The organism is Acidithiobacillus marinus, assembly GCF_002847505.1.
Taxonomy (GTDB): domain Bacteria; phylum Pseudomonadota; class Gammaproteobacteria; order Acidithiobacillales; family Acidithiobacillaceae; genus Acidithiobacillus; species Acidithiobacillus marinus.
Genome location: NZ_MXAV01000010.1, coordinates 40,463 through 55,660, shown reverse-complemented (window position 1 = coordinate 55,660; position 15,198 = coordinate 40,463). Strand labels below are relative to the sequence as shown.

Genomic DNA, 15,198 nt, shown 5'->3' with positions numbered 1-15,198 from the left:
CGGCATGGACATGGGCCATATCCACTCTGGTACGGGCTTCTGGCACATAGTGGTCAATCACCCGCCACAGGAGCGTGTCGGTCTCGCCGACTAGGCGGGCTACGGTCAATACCGGCATCTCCCGCACCAGGGTCATGATCAGCGCTTCGAAGAGCAGGGTGAAATGCGAGCCTTCCCGTGCCCAGGGAACAGATATCTGATGCACTCCATGCTCCTGGCACTTCACACGAGGTACGCGGGCATGGAGATAGGCTTCATGCTGGAAGAAATCCATGTGCCGCCAAGTATGGTCACGGGTATCATGTACCGGACACTCCTCACCACAGACGGAGCAAGCAAAGCGACTACCCTTGGGAAAGTTGATGTGCAGATCCAGGCGTTTCTCCTCCACCGTGAAAGTCACATGATCCACCAACCACGGCGGAACCAATCCTAACGCGAGAGAAAACAGCTCTTCAGGGACCATCAGCTAACTCCAATTCAGGGCACGACCGCTCCACAGCATTCTACCCCCTACCCACTCAATCTGACGAAGAGCCACATTACATTGTAATAAAACATAACTCATTATCCACTCAAGGAATTAAAATGTCTGAAAATTGTTATGAAAAACATTTGAATATTGGCGCTTTGATTTTTAACGATATAGATCAGTTTGATTTCACTGGCCCTTTTGAGATCTTATCGCGCATTCCGAATTCAACTATCCATATTGTTTCTAAGGATAGAGGTATTGTTCGAGACATGCAGGGCCTACAAATAGTTGCAGACACATCCTTTGATGATGTACCCCCACTTGACGTGCTCCTTATTCCTGGAGGATATGGGCAGGAGCAGGCAGCACTGGATGATGATGTGCTCACCTTTATTCGTCAGCAGGCGGAATCTGCTTTATATGTTTTCATGGTATGTACTGGCACGCTTATCTGCGCTGCTGCGGGGTTGCTCCATGATCGAAAAGCCACGACGCACTGGACGGCAATGGAGGTATTACCTTTCTATGGGGTTTTTCCCAGAGACGATCGTGTGGTCATTGACGGGAAATTCATTAGTGTGGGAGGGGTGACTTCAGGGCTTGATGGTGCTCTCGTTCTGGCAGCGCTTCTTCGTAGTGATCAGGTAGCCAAAGAACTCCAACTTTATCTGGCATACGATCCGCAACCACCATTTGACTCAGGGTCACCAATGAAGGCTTCGGCTGATGTTTTGGACGCTGTCCGCGTACAGGCCCAAAAAATAACGGAACGACGTTTGGCTAGTGCCCGTAAGTACGCCAGCATGACATTGGTTCCATTGCAGCAGGATGATTTGTGAAATGGCTTTTTAGAAAATGAGTAGCTGGCAAAGAAGGAATATTCACCATGAAAATTCTTGTTACTGGAGGCTCAGGTTTACTCGGAACGAGCCTGATTCCTCAGTTAATAAAATCTGGTCATCAGGTCTTTGCGCTGGTCCGTTCGGCGTCTGCTCTTGAAAAAGTTTGGGATCTAGGCGCACAGCCGATTGAGGGCGATCTGGACGATGATACGCCACTGATGTTGCCGAAGCTTGATGCTGTTGTTCACGCTGCGGCGATGTTTCGCTTCTCTGGATCAATCCAGCCGTTTTACCGCACCAATGTAGATGGCACTGCCAAAATTTTGGCTGCCGCTGAATGTGCTGGCATTGCACATTTTGTTCATATCAGTGCAGCAGGTGTCATTATGGATGAGTCCGGTTCACCTATCCGCTGCGCGGATGAAAGTACCCCCACTTATTCACGACATTTTTCTGCGTATCTGGCGAGCAAGGCGCAGGCCGAGAAACTTGTTCTGCAAGCTAACAAACCTGTTTTTCGTACTATTATTTTACGTCCAACAGCTCTCTGGGGACCGGGTGATCAATTCAGCAGTGGCATACTGCATGCGATTCGTTCACGGAAGTTTGTCTTTATTGATCGTGGTGATTATATATTCTCAACTTGCCACGTAGAAAACCTGGTTGAAGCCGTTCAGTGTGCTCTAAGATATCCGAAGGGTGGCCGTGTTTTTTTTATCGCTGATCAAAAAGTGCAAACCTTCCGGGAATTTGTCGCGTCAATTGCCAGCACAAATGATTTACCTCTTGAACACTTTTTTTCAATACCCTATTGGCTGGCCTCAGCTACTGGGCGATTCATGGATGTCGCTTGGACTATACTTCGTAGAAACGATGATCCGCCATTATCGCGCTCTCTGGTGCGCATGATCGGTAGAGAATTCTGTATAAGTGATATCGCCGCACGCCAAGAACTGGGCTATGTTGGAAAGGCCTCTCAGGACCCTCGGGACCGGGGCTTGTTACACTACAGGTGTGTGCATTCATAAGACGGTATGTGCTGTTAAGGTGATATGATCTTGGATGCTGAAAATGTTTATCAAGTATTTGACTGGCTTTGGACTTCCGGGCAATTGTCTGAAAGTGACATAGGACGCTTGCCTGAGTATAACATCGCTGCAGTTATTAACTTGGCACTACCCACTTCAGCCAATGCCCTGCTTGGTGAATCTGAAATGATTACTCGGCAGGGTATTGCTTATGTCCATATTCCTGTACGTTGGGAACGGCCTGAGCCCTATCAGTTGGAACAATTTTTTTGCACATTGAAAGCGTTTAAGGGTCGTGATATTTGGGTGCATTGTGCAAAGAACAAGCGAGTGTCCGTTTTTATCTATCTTTACAGAAGGTTATGCCTGGCTGAGTGTGAGGATGCTGCGCTTTATCCCATGCGGGCGATTTGGATACCAAATCCAACCTGGCAGGCATTTATTCACCTATGCTTAAGAGTATATTCATAGAAGCGCATGCCATTGGCCGCAATCAGGTGCATGTACAACCCAGACAGGACTGCTTGTGGGTGGATGGAACTAAGCACTCGAAGAGCGCGGGAATGACTGTCACGGTGGACATCCGCACCAGCCGGCGCCTTGCGCTTGACTAAAACTATCCACTCCCTTTCCCCTGTGGCAAAATACCAGAAAAGGAGTTTTAATGAATCCCACACATTTGCCACCCCGTAGTCACCCCCTCCATATCAATGGCGTGCAACGCGATCTTCCGCTGTTCAAAGTGCAGCCGGATCTGGCCATTGCGGTGCTGAATATTCTTGGCGATACCGAACTCACCGAGGCCGCTGCCACTGCCCTCCAGCAGCGCATGGCGGATATTACCTTTGATGTCATTGTTACCGCCGAGGCCAAGAGCATTCCACTGGCCTATGCCCTGTCCGTACATAGTGCCCGCCCTTATGTGGTATTGCGCAAAAATTACAAATCCTACATGGGCGAAGCCTTGTCCACTGAGACGTTGTCCATTACCACCGGCAAAACCCAGACCCTCTATCTGGATGCCAAGGATCGTGCCGCCCTTCAGGGCAAAAAGGTGGCTCTGGTGGATGATGTGGTCAGTACCGGGTCCACCCTGGCGGCCATGCGCACCCTGATGGCTGAAGCCGAGGCCGAAGTCGCCGCCGTTGCCGCCATTTGCACTGAAGGTGATCCCGAGCAATGGGCGGAGGTTATCGCTCTGGCGCACCTGCCCGTTTTCCCTATTGACGCTTGAAGCACTGCTTATGAAAGATGCTGCTGTTCATGTTTTGACGCAACGCCAGCGTTGCGATCTGGAACTGCTGTTGACGGGGGCTTTTGCGCCCTTGACCGGCTTTTTGACCCAAGCAGATTGGGAATCGGTGCTGCAGTCCATGCGCCTGACCGATGGTACCCTCTGGCCTATTCCCATTGTTCTGGATGTCAGTGACGCGCTGGGCAAATCCTTGCACCCGGGAGACTGTCTGCGCCTGGAGCGCAGTGATGGAACGCCCCTAGCGGCCCTGACGGTTGCCGATCTATACCAGCCCGACAAAATGCAGGAGGCCGCAGCGGTTTATGGCAGCACCGACAGCACCCATCCCGGGGTGGCGGAGTTGCTGGCCCGGGGTCCCTGGTACGTGGGAGGCACCATTAGCGCCTGGGATACCCATAGTCTTAGCCGCGCTGCAGCCGTAGAGTTTCCCCCGGAATATCGCACTCCCGCGCAACTGCGCGAACAGTGGTCTGGACAATATCCGGTGGTGGCTTTTCAGACGCGCAATCCGCTGCATCATGCCCACATTGCTGTCACCCGGGCAGGACTGGAACAGGCCGGGGCGGGTGCTAAATTGCTACTGCACCCCGCCATAGGTCCGACCAAACCCGGTGATATTGAAGCTGCTTATCGGATGCGGGTCTATCGCGCGGTACTGAATCATTATCCCCAGGATCAAGCACTATTGTCTCCCCTGCCCCTGGCCATGCGCATGGCTGGTCCTCGCGAAGCCCTCTGGCATGCCCTGATTCGTCGTAACTTTGGCGCAACACATTTTATTGTCGGACGTGGTCATGCCGATCCCGGCGCCAGCAGCGGCGGTCTTTTTTATCCCGCCTTCGCTGCTCAGGAACTGTTTGCCCAACACGCAGAGGAAATGGGGATTACCGGGATTTTTCTGCCGGAATATGCCTATTCTCCGGTCCGCCAGCAATATGTGCCGGTCAGTGAAGCCAACGGCGAAGCTCTTGCAGGCATCTCTGGTACGGAACTCCGCCGTCGACTGGCTAATCGGGAAGAGATCCCCGAGTGGTTTTCCCCATCGGAGGTCATCCGGATACTGCGGCAGGCTTACCGTGGCGCAGATCGCCGCGGTCTGGTCATCTGGTTTACAGGGCTGTCCGCCAGTGGCAAAAGTACGCTGGCCGGGATGCTGGTACGCCAATTGGAAGCAGATGATGAGCGCGCCGTGACCCTGTTGGACGGCGATATCATCCGTCGCTTCCTGTCCAAAGGTTTGAGTTTCAGCCGCGAAGATCGGGACGAGAACATCCGCCGCATTGGCTTTGTGGCCAGCCTGGTAGCCCGCCATGGCGGTATTGCCGTAGTGGCTGCCATTTCTCCCTACCGGCAGGCTCGGGCCGAGGCACGCCGTCTGGTAGAAGAAGCAGGGGGTCTTTTTCTGGAAGTGCATGTGGCGACCCCCCTTGCAGTTTGTGCCGAACGCGATCCCAAGGGTCTTTACGCAAAAGCGCTGCGTGGCGAAATCACCGGATTCACCGGCGTAGATGATCCCTATGAGGAACCGGAACATCCGGATTGCGTCGTGAATCATGCCCAGCAAGCACCGGCAGCGGCTCTGGGGAGTCTGATGGATTTACTGCATCGTTCGGGAGCCGTGAACGATCCCATGATCAAACGCTGAACCATCCCTCATGGATACCCTCCAGCTTGCTGCTGCAGCGCCGTTTTTTCAGCAGCAACTGGCCGGACAAAATGTGCAAAAAATCGCGCTGGCTACTGGTGGTATTTATCTGCAAGCTGGCAGGCAAATTCTGGCCTGCATCGTTCAGCGCGCGCCCCTGGGGCTGTGGCTGACGACTGAAAGTACGATATTTCAGGAAGCTGCTGCGCCCAGCCAACAGCTCCAGCAGCGACTTAAAGGCTTTGTGATAAGCAATATCAGTGTACCGTGGGCAGATCGGATTGTGCGTCTGGACTTCAGCCGGATACATATCAGCAAAAGAGTCGACCGCTGGAGTCTGATTGCCGAGTGTTTCGGTGGTCGGGGCAATCTCGCCCTGCTCGATGCCGAGGAAAAAATCCGCTGGGCCATGCGCTGGGATAGTCTTGACGCTCCTGCAGCGCCGCGCTTTCTGCCGGGCATCAGGTACCAAGCACCAGCACCAGCTCGCCAGTTTGTCACTGCTGCAGTCGATTCTGCGCTCTGGTTAACACTCATGGCGCCGCGCTATCGGCCTGCAACCCTGTCCGCACAAAATTATTTGCAGGAACAATGGGCAGCCCGCAACGCCACGGATTCCTGGTGGCAAAGCAGCCCCCCCCACCCAATGGTGTATCCCCTGCGCTTAACGGATACATCGCCCATGGCGGAGATATCTCCAGAAACAGCGCTCCAGCTGCCAATGGCGAGCGTTTCTCAAGCACCCTCCATAGCTGAACAGATATTGTCGGCTGAAAAAAAACGTCTGGAGCAACGCATCCACAAAATGCGTCTGGACCTGCAACAATGGGAAGCCCCCGAGCATTACCGGACGCTCGCCTTTGCTCTTTTTGCCCTGCCCGATGCCATCTGCCGAAAATCCCCCATTCAGGCTACAGATCATACCCATCAGGATGGCCCCGTGCTGGAAATCACTGTGACTCCCGGTAAGACGCTGCATCAACAGGCCCAGCAATATATGCAAAAAGCCCTCAAAAGTCAGCGGGCCACGCAAAAAATTCACCAACGCCTGGAGGATAGCGAAAAAATGCTCGACGCCTTGAATACAAAAGGGGTAGAAGCATTATCCCGGGCCCGAGAACTATATCCCAAGCCCCCTATTCAGGGGCTGCGAAAAACTTCCGGACGCTTTTCGCAGCCCCCCACAGAATCTTTCCACGAGGCCCTTGTGGCCGGATTCAGCATCCTCTGGGGAAACAATGCCCGCGAAAATGATCGCCTTACCTTTCGTCATGCCAAGCCTTGGGATCTCTGGTTTCATGTGCAGGATCTGAGCGGGAGTCATGTCGTTTTACGGCGCAGCCATGCCCAGCTTGCAGTCCCGGAAACCGTCATCGCGACGGCGGCACGTCTGGCACTGCAACACAGCCAATCACGGGCCTTGAGTGCGGAAGTGGACTGGACCGAAATTCGTCATGTACAACGGAAGCCCGGTGGTGGACCGGGCCAGGTCATCTACCGTCATTTTCAGACCATACGGATACGCCGCGACACCTGAACACCGATGTCAAAAATTCCGCTTAAGCGGATCGTTGACGTCGAAACATCCGTAGTGATGACCATTGAATTCACGCTACTTGCATACCGGAGAAACACATTTTAGCCATTTCACAGATGGTCTGGGTGCGTAACCAATCAATCTCCTGTCGGCGTAAAACTGACCATTGCCGGTGTAAAGGACAGGCTGTTTCATCGGCACAGACTTTCAGCCCCAAAACACAGTGTGGAGACAGGGGATGTCCCTCCACGGCCTCCGCGACGTCGATGATGTTCAGGGTTTCTGCAGCGGGGAGAAGAACGAACCCCCCGCCCCGGCCTTTAACCGACTCCAGAAATCCGCGCTTGGCCAGATTACGCATAAGCTTGGTGATACACTGGACGGGAACACCCAAATAATCCGCAATCTCACGACTCAGTACCGGTTCTCCACGCGGCTGTGCAGCAATATAAATGAGACCGCGCAATGCTTGTTCTGTGGCTTTGCCCAATACCATAGGATTCCCCTATCGTTTTTTTTATGGATATAGCTAAGCCACACCATCCGGTGTGGCTCTGATAATAGATGGTGATTACTGAAAGAAATGTAGCAACAGGAATCTGTCCACCAAATCTGTCATTCAAACAGAGTTAGCTTGAGCAACAGTGGAGTTACCTCCACCCATTTTCAACAGATTGCGGCGCATTGCCCAAGCCATGCCGAACATGGCGGCCGCAAAGGCAGCAGAGAATCCGATAATAATCCAGTTGTAAACTGAGGGGCCGGCATCGGGCGCCAGTGCAAAAATGAATTGCAGCGCTACCGCAAGGGCCAGATAAGCCGTTGAACCAATGATCATCACCGCTTCTTTATTGCGGACATTACGCAGTACCCATATCCCTTCAATGACCCCAACAATGGCCACCCAGGCAAAAATGGTCAGCAGCGTCGGTAGCAAATGCGCATTTTGGGAAAGGACAATAACGGCAATACCGGCAGCAATCCCAATGACCGCTTTGATGGCAACCAACACCTTGGGACAGGCGCCACTCCCTTTCTGGGCGAGACGCATGGCAGAATAACCCCCATCAAAAAACACGTAAATGGCAAAAAACCATACCAGCAAAGTCATGGTTTCACCAAAGGCAATCAGTGAAGCAATCACGAATAGTAAGGCGGCAACCCCTCTCGCAGCGAGTAATGGCCAGGAGAACAGGGTCAGGCGGGGTTGATTTGTTGATGCTTGTGAACTCATATCGACACCTCTTTTTATCAGCACTATTGCTCAGCATCTTACAATCCATGATGAATTACTTAACAATTCACATGAGATACTGTTATCTAATTTATAGCTTATACCTCGATTAATGACAACAAAGAAATTTTTAATTACATCGAGAATATATGAATGGAGCATAAAAAGTATATTTTTTTATTATAATATAGTGGTTAACAGAAGCTTCCATGATTTACATATCACTTTGAATTTATTAAGACTAGCACAGGCTGCAGCATCTTACACCACAACCTGTATCCATCTTTTCTAACGCTACAGCTTGGCGTAAGAATGAAGCCCGCCTAAAAACAAATCCACACCAATAAAACAAAAAGTGACGGTTACCAGGCTGATGGCCGCCCACCAGGCGAGCTTACGCCCCTTGTGTTGTTGTCCAAAAGACTTGTTGCTGCGCATATGCAAATAGGCCGCATAATTCAGCCATACAATGAGTGCCCAGGTTTCCTTGGGATCCCAGGACCAGAAACCGCCCCAGGCCTTGGCGGCCCATACCGCGCCCAGAATGGTCCCGGCGGTAAAAAACAAAAACCCGAACATCACCATGGACCCCATGATGCGTTCCAGTTTATTGAGGTCGGGCAGACGGCTGACCAGGGCTCCACCCGTACGTTCCGCCTTTTCCTTGAGCAGATAAGCCACGCCAACCATGGCTGCCAGGTAAAAATTGGCATAGGCAATAAATTCACAGGGTACATGCAGTTTAATCCAGAAGCTCTGCAAGGCGGGAATCACCGGCTGAATCTGGTTTTGGTGATAAGCCACCCCGACCCAGACCAGGAAGATATCCGCCACCAGAATCATGGGCATGGCAAAAGCACCCAGCCCGCGATTTTTACCCTGACCTTCGTAATACAAGTAGAAGAGTGCCGTGGTCGTGCACAGCAGCACCATGGCATCGTACATATTGGTCACCGGGATATGTCCCCAGGAAGGATGGCCAATATAGGACTGCTGCCAACGGATGGCCAAGCCCGCAAAGCCCAGAGCCACGGTAACCCAGGCAAAGCGATGCCCCCAGTCTCCTGCCGACTGATGACCACTGAACAAATAACGATAATACCCGATGGCACTGATCAGAATTGCGGCACTCATCCAGTAAAACATGGAGGTACTCTGGAAGACATAATACAACGCCGCGCTATTGGCCGCTGTATATCCCGATTGATAAAGCCCCACACCAATGGCGGCGATGCCAATCACCACCAGAAATAAAATCCGGAAGGCGGGCCAGCGGATGCCAAACCACATCAGACCTGCGTACCACAAGCCCAGTACAATAAACTGCCACATCCAGAAGTCGGCCCGAAACAGATACCAGACCAAAAAAGCACCAATCGTCAGGAAAGCGGCCCAAAGCTGGGCGGCCAGACGCCCTTCGACACGCATTCCGCCAAAGGTCAGCAGATGGCGTATTTCCGAGGTTTCAATAGACATAAGGAGACTCCCATGATGAATACATGATCAGGGACGATAACCTGGGACATTGATTTTTATGCCATTACTGATGTACGACATGAAATAATCCAGATTACGATAATTAACGCTTTCGAGCTTTTGTGGAACCGCACCCACTTTTTTGTCACAGCCTTTGAAGCGTTTCTCAAAGGTGTTGACTGCGCCCCATGCCGACCGATAGGTCGGATAATGCGCGCTCTGTCCCAGTAAAGGCGAAATAATCTGGGCGCGCAAATATTTGCCAGCATAGGCGACATGGCAGGTCGCGCAACTGAAGTTGAGTTGCCCACGTTTCATGAAATAATTGGCTTTACCTTCTTCAAAAGCTTTGACCGCACCCGGCCCCTGCACTTTGATATCCACCGGCATGCCATTGGACAGCGAAGTGAAGTAGGTATCCAGAGCAATCATGGTGGCGCTACCATATTTCAGGGGTTGCAAATGATTTTTAACCCGGCAGCTGTTCAAACGCATCTGCTTGGTGACCACCTGTCCGGTCTGATTATCAAAATAGGGATAACTGGCCGCCACGCCTTTCCCGCCATTCTGAAAACAGGAGGCGTAGCTTTTACCGTCAGGGAATTTTTTATCCCAGGCGGTTTTACCCTGACTGAGCGTCAGGTCACCGGGATTAAATTGAATAGCCTGCTGATATTGTTGATACATTTCCGGGCTAAAAGCATAACTGCCCAGAGCGTATTTCTGCAGCGACATTTTCGGAAACTGTTCCTTGAAATACTGGTGAAAATCCTTGAGAGTCTGTTCAGGACCAACTTTGGTATTACCCAGATTCCACCAGTCGATGGCTTCAGCACTGCCAGCTATTCCGACCAGGCTCAGCGCGGCAGCCACAATAATGAACTTTTTCATGTTTGCACTCCTTATTTTCTGGAAAAGCCTCTCAGCCCTTCAGTGACCAGAGATAATCTGCCACTAATTCCATCTGGTGATGCGTCAATACCTTGTTTTTACCAAACTGGGGCATATTGATATGGGGAATCACTTTTTCCGGATCATACAAAAAATCCACCAGCTTTTCTTTGGTCTTGAAAATGGCTTTGAGCGGTAACACCGAGAGATCTGGCCCCACATTCCCAGCCATTTTTCCGCCTGGTAATACGTGACAAGCCAGGCAGTTACCTTGCGTACGATTGAACGCAATGGATTTTCCTGCAGCGATATCCTGTGCTTTTGTCATCGGTGCAGCCATGGCAGCAGTATCAAGTCCTGCAAATGCAGCGGCACCAATGATTGCAGCCATGACTAACCATTGAGATTTTTTCATGACAACCTCCTGTTAAAAATTTGAAACTCAGTTAAAATTTTTTGTTTATAGCCTTTCCTGCAACTGCTCATTCAGTTCCTCCATATCTCGATGAAAATCTTCCTCATTTCGAGAAGTATCTGCAAATAATTGAATTTTCTTTTTCTCCTTGCTGTCATCAATCTGTATCCAAATGCGCCGCCGAGGTACATAAAACAATATGAATATCCCGAAAACCAGCGCGAAGCAGGCAGTATAAATAACTTTCATCCCTGGATAACGGGTGATTTCAAGACCAGCAGACCAGTGCAAATCATAATGATGAAAAATAGTCAGAAAAGGTAAAGGGTAGCTGCGCAACTCTTGCATGACTTTCAAGCTGGACTGAAGAAAAAGATCCTTATATTGCGGCGCCAGATAAATCTTGGTTTGCGCTTGAGCCTTGTCCAGATTACGGATAAAAATGGCTTTAGTCGCATCATCTCCATTGCTCGCAGCCTGTTCCAGATCACCCAGGTAAGCCATAAACAGTCTAATGCCATGTTCAGGACCCTGTGGAATAGTCAGGTAATGATAAGCAGTGGATCCCTTCTCTCGAAACCCGATCAAACGGTATTCTTCCCCATTTCTGGAAAAAGGCTTTAGATAGGATTTGATCAGCACCTGCATGCCATTCCGATGATTAGTCACCTGATAACTGATGGTCGGTCCCATATTGATCATCCCTTGATTCGGCCCGGAAGAAAGACCTACCGCCTTGCGTGGAATGACATTCTGAGTTTTGAAGTCACTGATGGATATAGCGTATTTCGCGCCAAAAGTTTTCAGTTGTTCACCAACCCCGGTCACTATATGAGCCGGGGGCAATCCCGGATCAGACAGCAGATAATTATGCAGTTGCAACTTTGAGGCGCTATCCGAATAACTGGATTGATAAATCTGTACACCATCTACTGACAACGGATGATTGACACGGACAATCCCTGTCTTAAACAACTTTCCATTATGATGATAAATCGATACTTTTGAAACAAAATCCTTGGCTAACCCATTAGAATAATGGGTAACCTTGAAGGCGTCCAGACGCAGCATGAAGGGTAGATGCTGTACCAGAAAACCATCGCCTACCAGCTCAAACATGGCATTAACAGTTTGTCCTACCGGAATAGTGATAATCCCCCGAAATGCTGAGCTGGAAGATGACAACCAACTGGACTGGGGAATTTTGGAAAGAGGAAGATCAAAATTCTTTTCGGGATGCACCGTTCCCGTCCACTCCGCCCATTTCAGCGGCAAATTGGCGTTATAGATGGCACCGACACAAAACAGGATGATACCGACATGGGTCAACAGATAACCGATACGATAAAATCGTCCTTTTTGTGCAAAAAGCTGTGTTTTCCCTGCAGTATCCTGGACAGACCTGGCCTGATAACCAAAATCGCGCAAGGCGGCGACAGCAGACTGAAGGATTTCGCCATGAGCTTTTGCTGAAATGGAAGTAAAATGCTCAGGTCTTTTCTTTAAAAAATGTGCTGATGGACTGGACGGCACATGACGCATTTCCCGAACCATAGGAGGCGCATTACGCAATACACAGACGGTTGTGGAGGTAATCAAAAAAGCGACAATCCCCATGTACCACCCGCAACGATACACATCATACAAATCCAGATGACCCAATACGGTGAACCAGAATGGACCGAACTGGTGCAGATAGTCCGTGTAAACTTCCTGCTGCGGTAGAATCGTTCCGATGATGGAAGCAATGGCGACAAAGAGCAGCAAATGCACTGCCAAACGCATGGAACCAAGCACCCGAACAACTATCCGGATGCTTAAGGGCTCTGTATAAACAGGGGCATGGGCTTCTAACATGGCTCTTTACTCACGATGGCTGGACTTCCTCCTGGCGGGGATACAACCAGATTTGATAGAGACTGATGGCCATGCCGATGAGCACCAATGGGCAGGACAAAATACCCCCGATCAATACCAGCCACACCCAGTGGGGGTCCTGCTTGGTGAGAAACCAACCGGCAAAATCCAGGAAAAAGGCGAAAAATGGCACGCCTATCATCAGATATTTAGGAATACGCGGGAATCGTGCTTTACTGAAAATCCAGCCCGCAATCCAGAAAATGACACCTAATGTGGTCAAATGAATCATGCCCATCATCAGCATCTGCGAATAAGGCATGCCCATATCCACATGCGCCTGGGTCTTGAGCAATTTGTAGCTGCCAATATTGGGCATACCCATGGTATGACATTTCAAACAGGAACCATTAATCAACGGCTTTACTTCCTGCTCGTAGTCATTGCGGGTTTCCCCGTTGGCAATCCAGTGATTGACCGCCTGCAACATTTTCGGCCGCTCACTGGCAGGCACATGGGCCATGGGCATCATGGCCGGGAGCATTTCCTGCAGCTTGCTGGACTTGCGATTGCCATAGTAATGAACAACCAGATCCTGCATGGATATACCCGGCTTACCATCAAGTCCTTGAATCACGGTATAAGTGTAAGCCTCGGCCACCAAGAGGCCTAAGCCCACCAGAAAAATAAATCCGGTGTGCATGATTTTTTCTGACATGCTGAGATTTGCCAGGGTGCGCATCACTTTTCTGTCTCCCGATTGAGCGGCAGTTTTTGCCTAAAGGTCATAATCCTTGGGATAGGCAATACCGGGATTACCTGCCATGTTTTTGGTCAGCACCGGTAAATCCCGGGTTTTGGCCGACACCGTCTTTTTGGACCGCAACCATTTGGCAAAAATATCCCAAACCGGAGTCCCTTCGACGCGCTGCATGGCGCCCCAACCCGCCACCTTATAGCGTTTGTTGGCTTGCACCATTTTCCCGCCGATGCGCAAATCGGTGATGCGCTTGTCAATGGTTTCGCCCGGATCCATGGTGTACTGGATATTCCCGACGCGAATCATGTCTCCGCCCTGAATATAATAAGGATTCGGGTTGAACAAATTATCGGCTACCTGTTCCATGACATTTTTCAGCTCAGCACCGGTATATTCCGTAACGGTTACCTGAGGATAAGTAATGGCCGTCTGGCCCATGACATCTTCCATGGTGATGGTTTCACCAGGAAGTTTGCAGTAACCCCAGCGGAAGCCCGGAGAGAAGGCGGCTTCACAATCCATTTCCTCACGCAAAGCGTCGCAGAGAATCTGGTCAAAAGTGCCATTGAAATTATCGCGGCGATACAAAAGACTTTCCGTGACCGCCAAAGGCTCTGCCAGTTTTTTAGCGTAAGGTGCGCGGACCTTGGTAATGTAATCTACCATTTCCTTATCTTCCGGAATCATATTGGATATAATCGGGAGATAATGGAAACGCCAGCCCTTGAGTTTGCCCTTGCCCACATCCAGATCAAAACGAGCCAGGAACTTGCCATTAGTACTGGTATTAATAACCAAGGTATTGTTGATTTTAACCGGACGTGGGCCCATGATTTCATGGGTATGCCCGCCCAGAATAATATCAATGCCTTTGACCTGCGAGGCCATTTTCTTGTCCACGTCAGCCCCGTTATGGGAGAGCACCACGACAATATCTGCATGATGTTTCTCACGACATTCATCCACCATTTTCTGCATGTGTCCGGGATGAATACCAAAAGCCCATTTCGGTACAAAGTAGGCGGGATTGGCAATGGGCGTAAAAGGAAAGGACTGACCAATAATGGCGACTTTGCGACCGTTGATCTCCCGAATATCATAGGGATCAAATACCAGCTCATCCCAGGGAATGGTAAACACATTCTGAGAAAGGAATTTGGCCTTGAGTTTGTGTTTCAGCAGGTACTCGACCCGATCTGCACCATAGGTAAATTCCCAATGACCAACAAAATAATCTTCCTTGAGCAGGTTCTGGGCTCCCACCATGTCTTCGGCTTTGGTCCATAGACTAGTGGCAGAGCCCTGCCAGGCATCGCCACCATCCAAGAGAATGGCTTTTTTGCCCACCTGTTCACGATAACGCTTCACCAGAGTGGCAATATGGGCATAACCGCCGATTTTTCCGTATTTATGCGCGAGAGTATCGAAGTCCATGCAGGACAAGGCATACCCTTCGGGCGTACCAGCCTTGATGCCGTAGTATTCCAGCTTGTGATCACCGACCAGATGCGGGGTCACTCCCCATTCTTTCTGTTTCCGGGTTCCGATATTGGTTCCCGGTTCACGCCACCATACGGGCAGTAACTGGGCATGGCTATCGGTAAGATGTAGCAATGTAACATTACCATAATCATCTATTTCATAAGGGTCTTTTCCTGAACCCCAGGAAGAAGCAATAGCGGACGGTGATAGAAATCCGGTTGCACCGGCAATCCCCATCATGGCCATGAAATCTCTACGTGTCAGATTCATACTCACCTCGCATGTTTTTTGTGAAACTATC

At 50.5% G+C, this 15,198-nt stretch carries 15 protein-coding genes; 6 read left to right on the top strand and 9 right to left on the bottom strand.

The window, feature by feature from the left end; translation table 11 throughout:
• On the bottom strand, positions 1 to 466 hold a 466-nt coding region (locus B1757_RS03810), incomplete at its 3' end, for a helix-turn-helix domain-containing protein (protein ID WP_143484209.1).
• Positions 467 to 588: 122 nt separating this feature from the next.
• On the opposite strand from B1757_RS03810, the gene B1757_RS03805 reads away from it, so the two are divergent.
• The 6 genes from B1757_RS03805 (at position 589) to B1757_RS03780 (ending at position 6,782) form a co-directional block, all read left to right on the top strand.
• The gene (locus tag B1757_RS03805) at positions 589 to 1,314 is read left to right on the top strand and encodes a DJ-1/PfpI family protein (RefSeq protein ID WP_101537056.1); all 726 of its coding nucleotides are present in this window, start codon (positions 589 to 591) and stop codon (positions 1,312 to 1,314) included.
• A 47-nt stretch (positions 1,315 to 1,361) separates the two neighbouring features.
• A complete protein-coding gene (locus tag B1757_RS03800; RefSeq protein WP_101537055.1) occupies positions 1,362 to 2,345 on the top strand; it encodes an NAD-dependent epimerase/dehydratase family protein in 984 nt (327 codons plus the stop codon).
• A gap of 30 nt (positions 2,346 to 2,375) precedes the next feature.
• The gene (locus tag B1757_RS03795) at positions 2,376 to 2,816 is read left to right on the top strand and encodes a protein tyrosine phosphatase family protein (protein WP_172437587.1); all 441 of its coding nucleotides are present in this window, start codon (positions 2,376 to 2,378) and stop codon (positions 2,814 to 2,816) included.
• Positions 2,817 to 3,009: 193 nt separating this feature from the next.
• Positions 3,010 to 3,579: a phosphoribosyltransferase family protein gene (locus B1757_RS03790; protein ID WP_101537053.1), complete on the top strand. Its 570-nt coding sequence runs from the start codon at positions 3,010 to 3,012 to the stop codon at positions 3,577 to 3,579.
• A 10-nt stretch (positions 3,580 to 3,589) separates the two neighbouring features.
• Positions 3,590 to 5,245 (top strand): sulfate adenylyltransferase, encoded by a 1,656-nt coding sequence (gene sat, locus B1757_RS03785; protein WP_101537052.1) that lies wholly within the window; start codon positions 3,590 to 3,592, stop codon positions 5,243 to 5,245.
• A gap of 10 nt (positions 5,246 to 5,255) precedes the next feature.
• Positions 5,256 to 6,782, top strand: coding sequence for an NFACT RNA binding domain-containing protein (locus tag B1757_RS03780; RefSeq protein ID WP_101537051.1), 1,527 nt, complete (start codon positions 5,256 to 5,258; stop codon positions 6,780 to 6,782).
• A 70-nt stretch (positions 6,783 to 6,852) separates the two neighbouring features.
• On the opposite strand, the gene B1757_RS03775 is transcribed toward B1757_RS03780, so the two are convergent.
• The 8 genes from B1757_RS03775 to soxB form a co-directional block, all read right to left on the bottom strand.
• Positions 6,853 to 7,278, bottom strand: a complete 426-nt coding sequence (locus tag B1757_RS03775) for an RrF2 family transcriptional regulator (RefSeq protein WP_101537050.1) — start codon at positions 7,276 to 7,278, stop codon at positions 6,853 to 6,855.
• A gap of 123 nt (positions 7,279 to 7,401) precedes the next feature.
• Positions 7,402 to 8,016: a hypothetical protein gene (locus B1757_RS03770; RefSeq protein WP_101537049.1), complete on the bottom strand. Its 615-nt coding sequence runs from the start codon at positions 8,014 to 8,016 to the stop codon at positions 7,402 to 7,404.
• 294 nt (positions 8,017 to 8,310) lie between these two features.
• Complete coding sequence (gene ccsB, locus B1757_RS03765) at positions 8,311 to 9,492, bottom strand: c-type cytochrome biogenesis protein CcsB (RefSeq protein WP_101537048.1); 1,182 nt, start codon at positions 9,490 to 9,492, stop codon at positions 8,311 to 8,313.
• Positions 9,493 to 9,519: 27 nt separating this feature from the next.
• Positions 9,520 to 10,383, bottom strand: a complete 864-nt coding sequence (soxA, locus tag B1757_RS03760) for a sulfur oxidation c-type cytochrome SoxA (RefSeq protein ID WP_101537047.1) — start codon at positions 10,381 to 10,383, stop codon at positions 9,520 to 9,522.
• Between the two features lie 31 nt (positions 10,384 to 10,414).
• Positions 10,415 to 10,798, bottom strand: a complete 384-nt coding sequence (gene soxX, locus B1757_RS03755) for a sulfur oxidation c-type cytochrome SoxX (protein WP_101537046.1) — start codon at positions 10,796 to 10,798, stop codon at positions 10,415 to 10,417.
• A 45-nt stretch (positions 10,799 to 10,843) separates the two neighbouring features.
• Positions 10,844 to 12,655: a cytochrome c biogenesis protein ResB gene (locus tag B1757_RS03750; RefSeq protein WP_101537045.1), complete on the bottom strand. Its 1,812-nt coding sequence runs from the start codon at positions 12,653 to 12,655 to the stop codon at positions 10,844 to 10,846.
• A gap of 10 nt (positions 12,656 to 12,665) precedes the next feature.
• On the bottom strand, positions 12,666 to 13,397 hold the full coding sequence (locus B1757_RS03745; RefSeq protein ID WP_101537044.1) for an Aq_1264-related membrane protein: 732 nt from the start codon (positions 13,395 to 13,397) through the stop codon (positions 12,666 to 12,668).
• Positions 13,398 to 13,433: 36 nt separating this feature from the next.
• A complete protein-coding gene (gene soxB / locus B1757_RS03740; RefSeq protein WP_172437586.1) occupies positions 13,434 to 15,167 on the bottom strand; it encodes a thiosulfohydrolase SoxB in 1,734 nt (577 codons plus the stop codon).
• Positions 15,168 to 15,198 lie beyond the last annotated feature (31 nt).

Coding starts and splice junctions, on each gene's coding strand:
- B1757_RS03790 (WP_101537053.1), top strand. CDS start 3,010: ATGAATCCCACACATTTGCCACCCCGTAGTCACCCCCTCCATATCAAT.
- soxX (WP_101537046.1), bottom strand. CDS start 10,798: ATGAAAAAATCTCAATGGTTAGTCATGGCTGCAATCATTGGTGCCGCT.
- B1757_RS03750 (WP_101537045.1), bottom strand. CDS start 12,655: ATGTTAGAAGCCCATGCCCCTGTTTATACAGAGCCCTTAAGCATCCGG.
- B1757_RS03775 (WP_101537050.1), bottom strand. CDS start 7,278: ATGGTATTGGGCAAAGCCACAGAACAAGCATTGCGCGGTCTCATTTAT.
- B1757_RS03800 (WP_101537055.1), top strand. CDS start 1,362: ATGAAAATTCTTGTTACTGGAGGCTCAGGTTTACTCGGAACGAGCCTG.
- B1757_RS03805 (WP_101537056.1), top strand. CDS start 589: ATGTCTGAAAATTGTTATGAAAAACATTTGAATATTGGCGCTTTGATT.
- B1757_RS03780 (WP_101537051.1), top strand. CDS start 5,256: ATGGATACCCTCCAGCTTGCTGCTGCAGCGCCGTTTTTTCAGCAGCAA.
- B1757_RS03745 (WP_101537044.1), bottom strand. CDS start 13,397: ATGCGCACCCTGGCAAATCTCAGCATGTCAGAAAAAATCATGCACACC.
- B1757_RS03770 (WP_101537049.1), bottom strand. CDS start 8,016: ATGAGTTCACAAGCATCAACAAATCAACCCCGCCTGACCCTGTTCTCC.
- ccsB (WP_101537048.1), bottom strand. CDS start 9,492: ATGTCTATTGAAACCTCGGAAATACGCCATCTGCTGACCTTTGGCGGA.
- sat (WP_101537052.1), top strand. CDS start 3,590: ATGAAAGATGCTGCTGTTCATGTTTTGACGCAACGCCAGCGTTGCGAT.
- soxB (WP_172437586.1), bottom strand. CDS start 15,167: ATGAATCTGACACGTAGAGATTTCATGGCCATGATGGGGATTGCCGGT.
- soxA (WP_101537047.1), bottom strand. CDS start 10,383: ATGAAAAAGTTCATTATTGTGGCTGCCGCGCTGAGCCTGGTCGGAATA.